At 66.6% G+C, this 14,772-nt stretch carries 13 protein-coding genes, 1 tRNA gene and 1 pseudogene; 6 read left to right on the top strand and 9 right to left on the bottom strand.

Annotated features, from left to right (window positions below; all coding sequences use genetic code 11):
• Positions 1 to 332: 332 nt before the first annotated feature.
• The 3 genes from AC5RUF_RS15740 to AC5RUF_RS15730 form a co-directional block, all read right to left on the bottom strand.
• Positions 333 to 409 (bottom strand) — tRNA-Pro (locus tag AC5RUF_RS15740).
• Positions 410 to 550: 141 nt separating this feature from the next.
• Positions 551 to 1,504 carry a metallophosphoesterase gene (locus tag AC5RUF_RS15735; protein ID WP_494131208.1) on the bottom strand — a complete coding sequence of 318 codons (954 nt, stop codon included), beginning with the start codon at positions 1,502 to 1,504 and terminating at the stop codon, positions 551 to 553.
• Positions 1,504 to 3,876: a transglycosylase domain-containing protein gene (locus AC5RUF_RS15730; RefSeq protein WP_494131207.1), complete on the bottom strand. Its 2,373-nt coding sequence runs from the start codon at positions 3,874 to 3,876 to the stop codon at positions 1,504 to 1,506. Before AC5RUF_RS15730 ends, AC5RUF_RS15735 begins: the two co-directional genes overlap by 1 nt.
• Positions 3,877 to 3,911: 35 nt before the next feature.
• On the opposite strand from AC5RUF_RS15730, the gene sp36 reads away from it, so the two are divergent.
• From sp36 to AC5RUF_RS15715, 3 genes are read left to right on the top strand one after another with little or no spacing between them, the layout of a single operon-like run.
• On the top strand, positions 3,912 to 4,070 hold the full coding sequence (gene sp36, locus AC5RUF_RS15725) for a Sp36 family protein (RefSeq protein ID WP_493996290.1): 159 nt from the start codon (positions 3,912 to 3,914) through the stop codon (positions 4,068 to 4,070).
• Complete coding sequence (locus AC5RUF_RS15720) at positions 4,067 to 4,549, top strand: RidA family protein (protein ID WP_493996291.1); 483 nt, start codon at positions 4,067 to 4,069, stop codon at positions 4,547 to 4,549. The genes sp36 and AC5RUF_RS15720 overlap by 4 nt, the downstream gene beginning before the upstream one ends.
• The gene (locus AC5RUF_RS15715) at positions 4,542 to 5,453 is read left to right on the top strand and encodes an NUDIX hydrolase (protein WP_493996292.1); all 912 of its coding nucleotides are present in this window, start codon (positions 4,542 to 4,544) and stop codon (positions 5,451 to 5,453) included. The genes AC5RUF_RS15720 and AC5RUF_RS15715 overlap by 8 nt, the downstream gene beginning before the upstream one ends.
• An 84-nt stretch (positions 5,454 to 5,537) precedes the next feature.
• Here AC5RUF_RS15715 and AC5RUF_RS15710 read toward each other — a convergent pair whose 3' ends face one another.
• Entirely contained in the window at positions 5,538 to 6,215 is a 678-nt protein-coding gene (locus AC5RUF_RS15710; protein WP_146360700.1) for a Crp/Fnr family transcriptional regulator, read from the bottom strand.
• A 222-nt stretch (positions 6,216 to 6,437) separates the two neighbouring features.
• Here AC5RUF_RS15710 and AC5RUF_RS15705 point away from each other — a divergent pair, with 222 nt between their 5' ends.
• Positions 6,438 to 7,619 carry a MarP family serine protease gene (locus tag AC5RUF_RS15705; protein ID WP_493996293.1) on the top strand — a complete coding sequence of 394 codons (1,182 nt, stop codon included), beginning with the start codon at positions 6,438 to 6,440 and terminating at the stop codon, positions 7,617 to 7,619.
• Between the two features lie 30 nt (positions 7,620 to 7,649).
• Here the strand turns inward: AC5RUF_RS15705 and AC5RUF_RS15700 are convergent, their stop codons facing one another.
• From AC5RUF_RS15700 to AC5RUF_RS15685, 4 genes are all read right to left on the bottom strand, one after another.
• On the bottom strand, positions 7,650 to 8,642 hold the full coding sequence (locus AC5RUF_RS15700; RefSeq protein ID WP_493996294.1) for a DUF2332 domain-containing protein: 993 nt from the start codon (positions 8,640 to 8,642) through the stop codon (positions 7,650 to 7,652).
• On the bottom strand, positions 8,635 to 9,096 hold the full coding sequence (gene aroQ, locus AC5RUF_RS15695) for a type II 3-dehydroquinate dehydratase (RefSeq protein WP_493996295.1): 462 nt from the start codon (positions 9,094 to 9,096) through the stop codon (positions 8,635 to 8,637). Before aroQ ends, AC5RUF_RS15700 begins: the two co-directional genes overlap by 8 nt.
• Before the next feature lie 7 nt (positions 9,097 to 9,103).
• A complete protein-coding gene (locus tag AC5RUF_RS15690; protein WP_493996296.1) occupies positions 9,104 to 10,444 on the bottom strand; it encodes an MFS transporter in 1,341 nt (446 codons plus the stop codon).
• 89 nt (positions 10,445 to 10,533) lie between these two features.
• Positions 10,534 to 11,100, bottom strand: a complete 567-nt coding sequence (locus tag AC5RUF_RS15685) for a TetR/AcrR family transcriptional regulator (protein ID WP_493996297.1) — start codon at positions 11,098 to 11,100, stop codon at positions 10,534 to 10,536.
• 135 nt (positions 11,101 to 11,235) lie between these two features.
• Between AC5RUF_RS15685 and AC5RUF_RS15680 the strand changes: the two genes are divergently transcribed.
• Entirely contained in the window at positions 11,236 to 11,658 is a 423-nt protein-coding gene (locus AC5RUF_RS15680) for an organic hydroperoxide resistance protein (RefSeq protein WP_493996298.1), read from the top strand.
• Between the two features lie 115 nt (positions 11,659 to 11,773).
• Here the strand turns inward: AC5RUF_RS15680 and acs are convergent, their stop codons facing one another.
• Positions 11,774 to 13,762 (bottom strand): acetate--CoA ligase, encoded by a 1,989-nt coding sequence (gene acs, locus AC5RUF_RS15675; RefSeq protein ID WP_493996299.1) that lies wholly within the window; start codon positions 13,760 to 13,762, stop codon positions 11,774 to 11,776.
• Positions 13,763 to 14,058: 296 nt separating this feature from the next.
• On the opposite strand from acs, the pseudogene AC5RUF_RS15670 reads away from it, so the two are divergent.
• Positions 14,059 to 14,772 (top strand): annotated as a pseudogene (locus tag AC5RUF_RS15670) (hypothetical protein); the annotation flags it as partial.

The following is a 14,772-nucleotide window of genomic DNA, read 5'->3' as shown; positions in this document are numbered from 1 at the left end:
GGGGGGGGGGGTGGGGGGGCGGGGCCGAGGCGCCGGGGGGGGGGGGGCGGGGCCGGGGGGGGGGGCGCCGGGGGGGGGGGGGGGGGGGGGGGGGGGGGGCGCGGGGGGGGGGGGGGGCGGGGGGGGCGGGGGGGGGGGGGGGGGGGCGGGGGGGGGGGGGGGGGCCGGGGGGGGGGGGGGGGGGGGCGGGGGGGGGGGGGGGGGGGGGCGCGGGGCGGGGCCCCCCCCCCCCCACTTCTCTTTAACCGGCAGGTACGTGCCCCAATCGCCGCCACCCAATGCCGCGCTTAACGCAAAAGGCCCCGGCCAGATTTCTCTGACCGGAGCCTTGCTGGTCGGGGTGACAGGATTTGAACCTGCGACCTCGTCGTCCCGAACGACGCGCGCTACCAAGCTGCGCCACACCCCGTAACCAGTGCCTTTCGAAGTGGTTCACCACCTCGCGAAGCAACTTTACAAGGATACTAGACAAACCCCGATTCTGCGAAACCGGGCCCGGCGGGCCCGTCACCACGGGGCTCCCGCAGTCAGGATCGAGGAGATACGGGCGCTAGGACCCTCGGGCGGTCAGGGTGAGCAGGACGGCCTCGGGACGGCAGGCGAACCGCACCGGAGCGAACCGGGAGGTGCCGATGCCGGCCGAGACGTTCAGCGGCACGCGCCGACCGCCGTGCGCCCAGGAGGAAAGTCCCTTGGCCTGCCAGGTGGGCAGGTCGCAGTTGCTGACCAGGGCGCCGTAGCCCGGAACGCAGACCTGCCCGCCGTGCGTATGGCCAGCCAGGATGAGCTCCGCTCCTGCCCCCGTGAACTGGTTGAGCACCCGTTGGTAGGGTGCGTGCGCGACGCCGATCTTCACTTCCTGCTGTTGGGCCGCCGGGGAGGTGCCACCGGCGGACGGCAGGGGAGCAAATCCCTGGAACCGGTCCCGTTTGAGATGGGGATCGTCGACGCCGGCGAAGTTCAGCCGCAAGCCGGCCAGGTCCATCACGGCACCGGTGTTGGTGAGGTCCAGCCAGCCCGCCTCGCGGAATGCTCCGAACAGGGAGTCAAACGGCAGCTCGTCCGGGGTGCGCTTGTGCTTGGACGGCCCGGTGAAATAGGTGAACGGGTTCTTCAGGACCGGGGCGTAATAGTCATTTGATCCCGGAACAAATACGCCGGGGAAACGCATCACCGGTTTAAGCGCTTCAAGCAGCGGCGGCACCGCCTGCAGGTGGCTCAGGTTGTCGCCGGTGTTGACCACCAGATCCGGTTCCAGGTCCGCAAGGTCCTGCAGCCAGCGGACCTTCCGGTCCTGGCCCGGAACAAAATGGATGTCGGAAAGGTGCAGGATCCGCAGGGAAGGGCTTCCCGCCGGGAGCACCCGGACGGTTTCCTCCCGGATACCGAAGAGATTGCGTTCAATGAGGCAGCCGTAAGCCAGCGCGGCTGCCCCCGTTCCGGCAAGACCGCCAGCCAGCCAGGCGGCCTTGCGCCCTGCAGAAACCAGGGGGGACTCGGGCATTAACCGTTGCCCCCGGTGCCGGGTCCGGGATTGCCGCCGGGCGGGGTCCCGCCGCCGGCGTTTCCATCGGCTCCGGTGCCGGGACCCGTGCCGGGGTTGGCAGCGCCGTTGCCGGCACCTTCACCCGGGGTGCCGGGAGCAGCCGGAGCGGCAGGAGCGGCCGGTGCTGCGGGATCAGCGTTTTGCTCCGCAGGGTCCTTGTCGGCGGCAGGTGAAGCCGGTGCCGTGGCCTTGGGCTGTGACCCGCCCACCATGCTGGCCGGAGGGTTGGCGAACGGGTTGGCCTGGTACTGGCCGGCAATGCGCTGGATGAAGTTCTTCCAGGACGGACCGGCAATCAGCGAGCCGTCGATTTCGGGGTAGATGCGCCCGCCGATCAGCTTGTCCGACATGGTGGTGTTGTTGGCTTTCCAGTTACCGATCCAAGAAGCGGTGGACAGGCCGGTGCTGTAGCCCATGAACCAGGTCTGGGAACGGTAGTCATTGGTACCGGTCTTGCCTGCCGTGGGCACGCCCACCTGCAGGTTGATGCCGGAGCCGTTGGTCATCACGCGCTGCGTGGCCATGTTGACGCCCTGTGCCACTTCCTTGCGCATGGCCTGCTGGCAGGACTGTTCCGGCACCGGGTACTCGGTGCCGTCGGCGCCGGTGACGGACTCCAGTGCGATGGGCTTGCACATCAATCCGTCGGCAGCGAAGGTGGCAAAACCGGTGGCCATGGACAGCGGTGAGGCGTCGCCGCCGCCGCCGAAGGTCGACGGCGGATCCACGGAGAGCATTTCCTCTTCGCCTTCGGATCCCTTGCCGTTATGGACGCCGGAGGCAAACGCCAGCTGCTGGAACTTGCAGAGGTCGATTTCACGCGCCGAGGCCAGCGTGATGGTGTTCAGCGAGTTGGCCAGGCCGTCGAGGACGGTCGTGGTCTTGTAGTTCTTGTCGCCGTAGTTGATGGGCGTCCAGGGGTCGGTGCTGACGTAGGCCCCGCCAGGGTAGCAGCTGGCATTCCAGCGGGTTCCTACCGGGTAGGTACGCTTGGAGCCGTTCAACGAGGTATTCAGGGTCTTGCCGGAATCCAGCCAGGCAGCAACGGTGAACGGCTTGTACGTGGAACCGGGCTGGAACCCGCCCAGACCGTTGAGGTATTTGTCCGGGTTGCCGTCCTGATAGACGTCCACGTTGAAGTTCTGCACGGAGTTGCCGGCGGCAAGCTCCGGGGTGTACCGCGTGTTCTGCGCCATCACCAGGATCTTGCCCGTGCCGGGTTCCACGCTCACCATGGAGTGGCCGATCTCGGCATCAGTGGTGTCGGGGTTCGCAGTCTCGTTGATGGCGGTCTGCGCTGCGGCCTGGTAGGTGGAATTCAGTGTGGTCTTGATGGTGAGGCCGCCGCGCTTAAGCAGCTTCTCGCGGTCCTCGAGCGTAGCGCCGAAGTTCTCGTCATTGGTGACCAGGCGGGTCACGTAGTCACAGAAATAGGGGGCCTGGGCTGCACCGACACAGTTGCTGGCAACCGGGGTGATTTGCAGGTCCAGTCCGGTGGCGACGGCGGCGTCGTGCTCTTCCTGGGTGATGCGTCCGGTGTCGAGCATCCGCTTGAGCACCAGGTTGCGCCGTTCCAGGGAAGCGTCAGGGTTCAGCTCCGGGCTGTAGGCGGTGGGGCCGTTGACCACGCCGGCCAGCAGTGCCGACTGCGCAATGCTGAGGTCCTTGGCATCCACGTTGAAGAAGTAGCGGGCGGCGGCCTGTACTCCGTACGTGCTGCCGCTGAAGGGCACGATGTTGAAGTAGCCCTCAAGGATCTCGTCCTTGCTGAGCTCTTTCTCCACGGCAATGGCAAGTTTCATTTCCCGCAGTTTGTCGCCGTAATCCTTGTTGCCGCTGAAAACGACCTCTTTGTCGTTCTGCATATTGGTGTCAATGATCACGTTGTTGACGTACTGCTGCGTGATGGTGGACGCACCGCGGTTGGTGCCGCTGGCAGCATTGGACACCAAGGCGCTGACGATGCCCTGCATATCCACGCCGCCGTGTTCGTAGAACCGGTCGTCTTCGATGGCCAGCATGGCGTTGACCATGTTCGGCGACACCTGGTCGAGGGCCACCGGCTGCCGGTTCTCGTCATAAAGCGTGGCGATCAGTGCGCCGTCGTTGGCATAGATCTTGGTGGGGGTCGCCAGGGCTCCGCGTTTCAGCTCCGAGGGGAGCTGGTCGAAGAACTGGATGGAGCCGGAAGCGGCGGTTCCTGCCGCCGCAGCCGCGGGAACCAGGAGACCGGCTGCCAGGACTCCGCAAAGAGCACTGATGCCGAAGAACGCGACGAGCTTTCCGAGGGTGGTCGCCGTGTCAAAGAACGGTGATTTGCGTGCTGCCATGCGAGACAGTCTACAAGCACGTTACCCTTTCCCTTATGACCAAATGGGAATACTTCATTACACCGCTTCCACTTCACACACCCGGGCAGGTCCTGAATATGCACGGCGACGAAGGATGGGAACTGGTGCAGATTGCCGCTGCTCCGAACGGAACCGGTTCCGTTGCCTACATGAAACGCGAAAAAAGCTCGTGAGCGCCACTGCCGGCGCAGTCTCGGCCGTTGAGATCCGCCTGCGGGAACTGGGCCTGACCCTTCCCTCGGTTGCGGCTCCGGTGGCCGCCTATGTTCCGGCCGTCATTACCGGCAACCTCGTGCATACCTCCGGCCAGCTGCCGTTCGTGGACGGCGCCTTGCCCGCCACCGGCAAGGTAGGGGCCACGGTGGACGCCGGGGATGCTGCGTCCTATGCAGCCATCTGCGCCATTAACGCCCTGGCCGCGGTGAAAGCACAGATCGGTGACCTGGACCGGATCAGCCGCGTGGTGAAGGTGGTCGGGTTTGTCGCCTCCGACCCGTCCTTCACCGGACAGCCCGCCGTGATCAACGGTGCGTCGGAACTGCTGGGAAAGATCTTCGGCGCCGCAGGCCAACACGCACGTTCCGCCGTCGGTGTTGCCGTCCTGCCGCTGGACGCACCCGTGGAAGTAGAAATGATCGTGGAATTTGCCTAGCTCGACTATCCGGCTCTTTCCGGTGGCCCCCGATCAGCGGGTGGCGGCCCAGAGCTGGTTTGAACGAACCGACCGTACGCCGCGCAAACCCCGCCTGGCGTCCTCGGTAGTGCTGCTGCGGGACTCCCCGCGCGGCACCGAAACCTACCTGTCCTACCGGCGGGGCGAGTCCCCGCTGGGCAAGGTCGCCTTCCCGGGCGGCAGCGTGGAGGAAAACGACGACGCACAGGTGGCCTGGTACGGACCGGCACCCGCGGCGTGGGCCAAGTCGATGGGCATTAACGACGCCCGGCTGGCCCGGCGGCACGTGGTGGCAGCCATCCGGGAATTGTTCGAAGAAACCGGCATCCTGCTCGCCGGTCCGGATGAATCCACTCTGATGGAAAGCAACCGGGGGCCCGAATGGATGGCGGCCCGCACCGCCATCGCTGCCCAGGACGCCTCCTTCCTCGAGCTGCTCGGCAGGAGGGGCCTGGGGTTGCGGACCGACCTGCTGAGGCCGCTGTCCAACTGGCACAGCCCCGACTTTGCCCTGCGCCGTTTTGACACCCGGTATTTCGCAGCGGTCCAGCCACTCGGCCAGGACGCGACCCTGCTGGCAGGCAAGGGCATCTGGGCGGCATGGAAACCTGCCACCGAGATCATTGCAGCGCGTGAGACATCGGCCCTGGGCGACGAGATCGGGCGCCCGGACACGCAGGGGCTGACCCTGGGCGAGCTGGTGGTTCCTCCGGTGGAGATCACCTTGGAGAAGGTCGCGTCGGCGCGGGGCTGCATTGCCTACCTGTCGAGCCGCCGGCCGGCCGCCGTCTACCGTCCCGAGCTGGTGGAGGTCGACGGCGAGCCGCGGCTGGCCGTCAGCCCCGGCGGGGCAGCGGAAGGCTCTTCCCAGCACGGACGCTGAGAACAACAACGGCTGAGAACAACAACGGCGCCGGTTCCCGAAGCGGGAACCGGCGCCGTTGTTGTGTGCTCGCCTGGCCGGGGCCTAGCGGGAGCGCTGACGCAGCCGCTGGACATCCAGGATGACAACCGCCCGGGCTTCCAGCCGCAGCCAGCCGCGCTGGACAAACTCGGCCAGGGCCTTGTTAACGGTCTCGCGGGAGGCGCCCACCAGCTGGGCAAGTTCTTCCTGGGTCAGCTCGTGGGCCACCAGGATGCCGTCCGTGGCAGGACGCCCGAAGCGGTCCGCCAGGTCCAGCAGCGCCTTGGCCACGCGGCCGGGTACGTCGGAGAAAACGAGGTCGGCGAGCGACTCGTTGGTGCGGCGCAGCCGGCGGGCCAGAGCCTGCAGCAGCTGGACCGAAACCTCGGGGCGGGTCTCGATCAGGGCCCGCAGGTTCTCGTGCCTCAGCCCTGCAAGGCGGGTCTCCGAAACGGCGGTTGCGGTCGCGTTGCGCGGCGACGGATCGAAAAGAGCCATCTCGCCGAACAGTTCACCCGGGCCGAGGATGGCCAGCAGGTTTTCCCGGCCGTCAGGCGCGGAGCGGCCGAGCTTGATTTTTCCGGAGACGATGAAATAGAGCTGGTCTCCCTGGTCACCCTCACGGAAGACCGACGCTCCGCGGGATAGGTCGACCTCAGTGAGCTCTTCGGTCAGAGCGGCGAAAACGTCGTCTCCCAGAGAGGCGAACAACGGCGCGCGGCGCAGTACCTCGATATCCATGAAATCTCCTGTAAATAGTGTTCTCTACCTATTATCTTGCCGCACGTCACTGCCGAGTGACACCTGAAGCACGTTTGTTCGCCGATGGATGAGAAAAAGAGAGCATAACCACGTAGCGCGGCACGGAGCCGATAACCGCTTCTTCAGCTTGTGCAGATAAACTCGTCAAACGCAGCGGCCTACCCCCGCCGTGCCGCCCGAACCACACTTTTGGAGCTGTTTGTGCTCGGATTGACACTTCTGGACATCATCCTGCTCCTTGTTTTGCTCTTCTACCTGGTCTCGGGTCTGCGAAACGGCCTGGTGGTGACCCTCGGGGGAATCGTCGGATTCGTCGCCGGGGCGGTGGCCGCATTCTTCGCCATTCCCCTGGTTGCCGGGGCGGTGCCGGACAACGGCTGGCGGCTGACGGTGGTCATTGCGACGGCGGTAGTGCTGGTCCTGGTGGGCCACGCGGCCGGTGCGGCCCTGGGCGGACTGATCCGGCGCTGGCTGAATTTCCCGCCGCTGCGGGTCCTGGACCGGCTGCTGGGCGGTGCCGCGAACCTGGTGGTCGCTGCCTTGGTGATGGCGATGCTTGCCTTCAGCGTGACCACGCTGGGCGTGCCCTACCTCTCGCAGCAGATCGCCGGCTCCAAGGTCCTCACCGCCATCGACGATGCCACCCCGGAACAGGTGAAGACCTGGAGTGCGCAGATCCGTTCCTTCACGGTGTCCGAAGGCCTGCCCACCATCCTGGACAGTGCAGCGCCGAAAACAGCCGTGCCGCCGAGTGCGGAAATCAGCTCCGCGGCGCTTGAGACGGCATCGGCTTCCGTGCTGAAGATCACAGGTACCGCCTACCAGTGCGGGCAGAACCAGACCGGCTCCGGTTTTGTGGTTGCCGATGACCGCGTGGTGACCAATGCGCACGTAGTTGCCGGCGTCAACGAACCCGTGGTGGAAGTACCCGACGGAAGCGTGCTGCCCGCCCGGGTGGTGTACTTCGATGCGGCGCGGGACCTCGCTGTCCTCTCGGTCAATGACCTGGATGCAGCTCCCATTCCGGTGGGTGAACCGCTGCCGGATGGAACCACGGCGGCCTTCGCCGGATATCCGGCAGGCGGTCCCTTCCGGCTCCAGGCGGCAAGCGTGGAGGGCCTCTCCGATGTGGCCGTCCGCGATATCTACGGATCGGCTCCGGAGGTGCTGGAGGTTTACACCTTGGCAGCCAATGTGCAGCAGGGCAATTCCGGCGGCCCGCTGCTGGACGTCGACGGGCGGGTGGCCGGGGTCATCTTCGCCAAGACCACCGGGGACCAGCCGATCGGCTACGCCCTGTCGCTGGCCGAGGTAGGGCCGGTCATCCAGGACGCCTCCGGGTACCGTACTCCGGTCTCCGCCGGTTCCTGCACCAGCAAGTAACTGCTCGGCCGGCACCTGCCGGGCCCGGAATCACCCAAGCCAGTCCAGTGACTGTCCGTGCGGGCCTGTGCGCGCCAGGGGTGTGCCGTTGTGGTGCAGCACAAACAGGCCCGGTTCCGCGTCCCGCGGCGGTTCGGCAAAGCCGGGGACCACGCCCATGCCCTCGTTGGAGAGCCAGTGCACCGGCCGGTCGGGGATACCCAGGTAACTGGACATGGTGTCGCGGAAAATCTCCCGGTCCGCTTCGGGCAGGTACGCCAGGACCGCCGTGTGGAAAACAACGACGGCGGCATCGGCCGGGGCTGCCTCGACCAGGCCGGCGATGTGTGCGTTGATGTCGCCGCGGTCTATCCCGGCGGGAGATTTGGCGGCGACTGAGGCGGCGGCACGCAGCAGCGACCGGCGGTCCTCCATGCCCGGCCAGATCAGTGCGTCCAGCCAGGCCCGGTCGTCGGGGTCGGCCGGGTCCAGCGGATTCAGGTCCACGCCGGTGCGGTGGATGATTTCGGGCACGGCCTGCGGCAGCGGGGGATTCCCGGTGGTCCGGCACTGCAGCACCAGGTCCTCGCGGCCCTGATCGTTGATGAGCGGGCCTCCGTCATACCGGTAGGCATAGCGGTCCGGGTACAGGCACAGGCCGGCCGACGCGCCCACCTCGATCAAGGCCAGGGGACGCCCCTCGTCGTGGGCGATGCGGGCCAGGACCGGCAGGAGCACCGCGCAGCGGCGGGGCTCGTTGGTTTGGGTGCTGCGGCTGAGGATGACCTCCCGGACACGGTCCCAGTTCTCCCGCAGGAAGGCCCGGAAGCCGTTGTAGGGGCCGGCGTCGGCGCCCTGGCTGAGGGCGGCGGAGAGGACGAGGTTCGGTTGGCGCTTGTCGCGGGGCAGCCCGTCGATCAGCTCCAGCACCTCGGGGTCGCGGCTGATCTCCATGCCCCACTGTTCATAGACATCGGAGGAGCCGCGGGCCTCGTAGCGGGCGAACCGTTCGTAGCGCTGCGCGGTGGGCGGAACCTCAGTCACCGGACACCGCCGCGGACTGTGCCAGGTAGTCCACCGCCATCCGGTAGCCGCTGATCCCGGCGCCGCAGATCACCACGTCGGCCACGGCGGAGACGAAGGAGTGGTGCCGGAATTCCTCACGCCGGTGGATGTTGCTCAGGTGCACCTCCACCACGGGCAGTTCCACGGCGGAGAGTGCGTCCGGAATCGCCACCGAGGTATGGCTGTAGGCAGCAGGGTTGATGACGATCCCCGCCGCCGTGCCGCGTGCGGCGTGGATGGCATCAATCAGCTCACCCTCGTGGTTGGACTGCACGCAGTCCACGCTCCAGCCGTGCACGGCGGCTGCCGCGCGGGCAGCCGCCTCCACATCGGCCAGGGTGGACGTGCCGTAAACCGCCGGCTCGCGTGTCCCCAGCAGGTTCAGGTTGGGCCCGTTGAGGACCAGGACGGTGCGGGTGCCGGTTGTAGTCATGGCTTAACTATGCCGGAGCGGACCCCGCCGGCTGCGGCGCCGTGGCCGTGTTGCGCCGGGTCATGTGCTGTGCGGCCAGCGCACCGGCAATGGTGATCAGGGACATCAGCGCCAGGACGACGCCGGGATGCCACCAGGCGCCGCCGGTGCCTTCAGAGAAGACCTGGGTGATCGAGGGCGTGAACCCGGAGAGGATGCCCGCAATGCTGTAGGCCAGGGACATGGCGGTGAAGCCCGTGCGTGCCGGGAACAGATCCGCCATCAGGCCGCCCAGCGCCGCCCATGCCGCCGTTGGGGCAATGCCGCCGATGAGGATGGTCACGATGTAGACCGGCGTGTTGGCGTTGCTGATGATGAAGTACAGCGGGAAGGAAATCACCAGGGTGGCCACGGCGCCGGACATCACCATCCGCGCCGATCCGATCCGGTTGGCCAGGAAGCCGAAGGCGGGAATGGTCACCAGCTGGAGCACCGATCCGACCAGGGCGGCATTAAGCACGGTGGATTCGGACAGGCCCAGGACCCTGGTTCCGTACGACTGGGTGTAGGTGGTCATCAGGAAGTAGGAGCCGATACCCAGCAGCGCTGCCGCGGAAGCCACCAGTACGGCCGCCCACTGGGTACGCAGCACCTCGAGCAGGGGGATCCGGGTGAGACGGTGTGCCTTGGCAGCACTCTTGAAAACAGGGGTCTCTTCGATGGCGAGCCGCAGGTAGAGGGCGATGCCCATAAACGGGAAGGCCAGCAGGAACGGGATGCGCCATACCCCGGCCTCCATCGCCTCATCGGAGACGGTGGCCAGCAGCAGGAAGGTGGCGGTCACCATGATGGTGCCGACGGGGGAGCCGATCTGCGGAATGGCAGCGTAGAGCGCGCGTTTCCGCGGTGCCGCATGTTCGGTGGCAATCAGGATGGAGCCGCCCCACTCGCCGCCCACCGCCAGGCCCTGGAGCAGGCGCAGCACCACCAGCAGCAGAGGAGCCCAGATGCCGATGGTGTTGTAATCCGGGAGCAGGCCGACGGCGCCGGTAGCGACACCCATCAGGACGATGGTCCAGATGAGGGACGTTTTCCGTCCCACGCGGTCTCCGATGTGGCCGAAAAGGATCGCACCCACCGGCCGGGCAATGAAGCCCATGCCCAGGGTCAGGAAGGAGAGCAGGACGCCGGTGGCGGCGTCCACGTCCGGGAAGAAGATGCGGTTGAGGATAAGGGCGGCAGCCGTGCCGAAGACATAGAAGTCGTAGGACTCCAGTGCGGTGCCGATGAAGGACGCGCCCGCTACCTTGCGGGCCATCTTGGAAGACTTGGGGTCGGCCGGTGTGGCCGGTGCGAGTGAAGTAGACACGAGAAGGAATTGTCCTATCCCGTGGCCCTTTCACCAAGAGCATGAGTGCAAGGTCACATTGGCCTGTTTTTGCCGGAACCCGTGATCCGCTATTGCGGGGAGATCCGGGGCCGGATCAGTGCTTCGCCCGCGGCGGTCAGGGCGGGTCCGACAGCGGTTCCGTCGTCGACGTAGCCGTGCACCATCGCGCCGTCGCGCAGCATCAGCAGCTGGTCGGCCAGCCGGTCCGCTTCCTGCACGCCCAGCCGTGCCAGCCGCTCGGCAACAAGTGAGTGCAGCCAGTGCCGGTGGTCGGCCACCACGGCGCGCACGGGGTGGTCCGGGTCCGGATACTCCGCGGCGGCGTTGATGAAGGGGCAGCCGCGGAAGCCCGGGGTGCAGGCTTCCGTGCCCATGACGTCTGCGAGCTGGCGCAGGCCGGTGCAGGCATCGGGGTCAAGGGCTGCAGCCCGCTCCCGCATGCCGGCCGACTGTTCCTGCAGATAGGCCACCACCAGGTCGTCCTTGGAGCGGAAGTGGCGGTAGAAGGTCACCTTGGTGGTGCCTGCGGCGGCGATGATCTTGTCCGCGCTGACCGCCCGGACCCCCTCGGTGTAAAACAGGCTGGACGCCCTGCGCAGGATCCGCTCACGCACATCGGGCGTTCTGGCTGGCATGGTTCTTCTCCTGTTCCCGGCACCGTACCGGCAGTACGGCGGTTTGCAGCTCCGGCGGTTGCTGTAGACGTACTAGTTAGTCTACCTTGTACCTACAGGGTTTTCCCCACCTGTTTCCCCCCATAAGGAGTTCCCATGAGCGCTTTGTACACAGCAGCCTCCACCGCCACCGGCGACGGACGCAACGGTGAAGCCCGTACCAGTGACGGCAAGCTCGAAGTCAACCTCTCGACTCCCGTGGAGATGGGCGGATCCGGCGAGGGGACCAACCCGGAGCAGCTGTTCGCCACCGGTTACGCTGCCTGCTTCCTCTCCGCCCTGAAGATGGTTGCCCGCATGGAGAAGGCCCCCATCGCCGATGCCGCCGTTACTGCGGACGTGAGCATCTACAAGAACGACGAGGGCGGTTTCAAGCTGGGCGTGGAACTCCATGTGGAGATGTCCGGCGTGGATGAAGCCACCGCGGAGAAGCTGACCCAGGCAGCGCACCAGGTCTGCCCGTATTCCAACGCCACCCGCGGCAACATCGAGGTGGAGCTCGACGTCACCGTCGGCTAGCGGAGCATCCCCCGCCAACGGGTTCCAGGACAACTGGACCCGGACGAACAACAGCAGGTGCCCTCCCGGACCGGGGAGGGCACCTGCTGTTGTTGGAACCGCTGTTCTTCCGGCGCTACTTCCGCAGCGACTCGGAAATCTGCTGCATGACCGTGTTGTCCGCCAGCGTGCTGGAATCGCCGGCTTCCCGTCCCTCGGCCACGTCCTTGAGCAGGCGCCGCATGATCTTGCCGCTGCGGGTCTTGGGCAGCTCGGGGACCACCAGGATGTGCCGCGGCTTGGCGATGGGGCCGATTTCCTTGCCGACGTGGTTGCGCAGGGTGGTGACAATGTCGTCGTCGTCCTTGGCGCTGCCGCGAAGGATCACGAAGGCCACCACGGCTTCACCGGTGGTGTCATCCGCGGCGCCGACGACGGCGGCCTCCGCCACCGACGGGTGGCTCACCAGGGCGGACTCGATCTCCGTGGTGGAGAGCCGGTGGCCGGAAACGTTCATCACGTCGTCGACGCGGCCCAGCAGCCAGATATCGCCGTCCTCGTCCTTCTTGGCACCGTCCCCGGCGAAGTACATGTTGTCGAACCGGGACCAGTAGGTTTCCTTGAACCGTTCCGGGTCGCCCCAGATGCCGCGCAGCATGGACGGCCACGGCTCCTTGACCACCAGGAAGCCGCCGGAACCGTTGGGGACCGGCTCGCCCATCTCATCGACGACGTCCACCGAGATACCGGGCACGGCCACCTGCGCCGAACCGGGCTTGGTGGCGGTGATTCCGGGCATGGGTGCGATCATGTGCGCGCCGGTCTCGGTCTGCCACCAGGTATCCACAATCGGCGCCGGGTTTTCCTTCTTGCCGCCGTTGGCGCCGATGACCTGCCGGTACCACATCCAGGCTTCGGGATTGATCGGCTCGCCCACCGAACCCAGGACCCGGATGGATTCGAGGTTGTACTTCTGCGGGATGTCCCGGCCCCACTTCATGCAGGTGCGGATGGCGGTAGGTGCGGTGTAGAGGATGGAAACCTTGTACTTCTCCACCAGTTCCCACCAGCGGCCCTGGTGCGGGGTGTCCGGCGTGCCCTCATACATCAGCTGGGTGGCGCCGTTGATCAGCGGGGCGTACGCCACGTAGCTGTGTCCGGTGACCCAGCCGATGTCCGCCGTGCACCAGTACACGTCCGTCTCGGGGCGCAGGTCGAAGGTGTTCAGGTGGGTAAAGGCGGTCTGCGTGAGGAAGCCGCCGGTGGTGTGCAGGATGCCCTTCGGCTTTCCCGTGGTGCCGGAGGTATACAGGATGAACAGCGGGTGCTCCGAGTCGTGTGCCACGGCCGTGTGCTCGGCGCCCGCGGCGTCGACGACGTCGTGCCACCACCGGTCCAGTCCGTCGTTCCAGTCCACGGCCTCGCCGTTGCGGCGGACCACCAGCACGTTTTCAACCGTGTGCCCGGGAGCGGACAGTGCCTCGTCCACCGCCGGCTTGAGCGCGCTCGGCTTGCCGCGCCGGTAGGAGCCGTCGGCGGTCACCACGAGTTTCGCCTCGGCGTCGTCAATCCTGCTCCGGAGCGCGTCGGCGGAGAATCCGCCGAACACCACCGAATGCACCGCGCCGATACGGGCGCAGGCCAGCATGGTGATGACGGCTTCGGGGATCATGGGCAGGTAGACAGCCACCCGGTCGCCCTTGGCCACGCCCAGGGACTCGAAGGCGTTGGCTGCCTTCTTCACTTCTTCGGTCAGCTGCGCGTAGGTGTAGGTGCGGGTATCGCCGGGTTCGCCTTCGAAGTAGATGGCAACCCGGTCCCCGCGACCCTCCTCCACATGCCGGTCCAAGGCGTTGTAGGCGGCGTTGAGGGTGCCGCCGACGAACCACTTGGCGAAGGGCGCCTCGCTCCAGTCCAGGGCCTGGTCGAAATCCTTCTCCCAGGACAGGATTTCCCGTGCCTGGCGGGCCCAGAATGCGGGGCCGTCGGCAGATGCTTCCTCGTAAAGGGACGGCTGTGCCACTGCGGAGGCAGCAAATTCGGCGCTCGGCGGGAAGCTTCGGCGTTCATGCAGCAGGTTCTCGAAGGCGTCTCCGTGCTTCTTTGCAGGGGACTGATCAGACATGGTTGAGCCCTTTCGCTTCGCTGAAAATCCATCACTTGGTGATCGTGCATGGCTGCCACCCACCCTATCGCCGGATTTCCGCGGCTGTGTCCGTGGTCACATATCGAGTTACAAAACGGCTCGATTATGCGGTGAGCGGTATGTCACTGCGCCGGGGCGCGCCGCACCTCGGCTAGTCTGCCTCGCCGTCGTTGATTAGGCTGTCTGAAGGAAGCAACCGCTTATGTACCGAGGCGGCCTACCGTTACCGGCGGCCGTAAAGCGGTGCCGGGCGGCGGTCGTGAATGGAGATCAGTATGAACAACCCCCCTGTTGAGAACGAGACCCGCGGCATGGCCGGCTCTTCGCATACCGGCGGACATCCCTCCGCCGCGCCTGCTGCCGCCGGCGAACAGCCTTCCACCGCCGGCTCCGCAAGTGCTCTCTTCGGTCCGTTCGGCCTGCGCGACACAGTGGTGGGTGCCTCCGTCCTGGTGATGCTGGTGGGCAGCATCCTCCCGTTCTTCACGGTGAGCGCCCTGGGCTTCGATGATGACTTCAACCTCTGGAACGGGTTCTCCCTGTTCTTCCTCGGCATCGGGATCCTGCTGCCGCTGGTTGTCGCCGGGCTCTTTGCCGGCCGCCGCCTGGCCCCGGGCATGAAGCCCCGTGTCGGTTCCCTGTCCCTGGACCAGTTCGCTTCCGTGGCCGCGGTACTGGCACTGGTGTTCTTCTTTATCCAGACCGTCACCGACTTCGCGGTTGGTCCGCTGGTGGCCCTGATCGGATCCCTGGGCCTGGTGTCCGCCACCACCCTGGCTCCGCACCTGCCGTTCTTCGCGCGCGAGTTTGCCGAGCGCCCCGAGGCTGCCGCAGTGCCGATGGCACGGGAAGCGCTGCCGCTCCGCGCCCGCCCGGCCCGCCCCAAGACCGAGGCTTCCGCCCGCCGCTTCGCCAACCCGGTCCGCCGGGACGAGCGGACACCCGCCGCCGGCCCGCGCGGCATTGAAACCGGCGCCTCCCATGACGCC

This window comes from Arthrobacter sp. Y3224198 (genome assembly GCF_059090025.1).
Note: the sequence above shows the minus strand (reverse complement) of the source record. Positions and strands in the feature narration are given on the sequence as shown.

Coding starts and splice junctions, on each gene's coding strand:
- AC5RUF_RS15735 (WP_494131208.1), bottom strand. CDS start 1,504: ATGCCCGAGTCCCCCCTGGTTTCTGCAGGGCGCAAGGCCGCCTGGCTG.
- AC5RUF_RS15730 (WP_494131207.1), bottom strand. CDS start 3,876: ATGGCAGCACGCAAATCACCGTTCTTTGACACGGCGACCACCCTCGGA.
- sp36 (WP_493996290.1), top strand. CDS start 3,912: ATGACCAAATGGGAATACTTCATTACACCGCTTCCACTTCACACACCC.
- AC5RUF_RS15710 (WP_146360700.1), bottom strand. CDS start 6,215: ATGGATATCGAGGTACTGCGCCGCGCGCCGTTGTTCGCCTCTCTGGGA.
- aroQ (WP_493996295.1), bottom strand. CDS start 9,096: ATGACTACAACCGGCACCCGCACCGTCCTGGTCCTCAACGGGCCCAAC.
- AC5RUF_RS15685 (WP_493996297.1), bottom strand. CDS start 11,100: ATGCCAGCCAGAACGCCCGATGTGCGTGAGCGGATCCTGCGCAGGGCG.
- AC5RUF_RS15680 (WP_493996298.1), top strand. CDS start 11,236: ATGAGCGCTTTGTACACAGCAGCCTCCACCGCCACCGGCGACGGACGC.
- acs (WP_493996299.1), bottom strand. CDS start 13,762: ATGTCTGATCAGTCCCCTGCAAAGAAGCACGGAGACGCCTTCGAGAAC.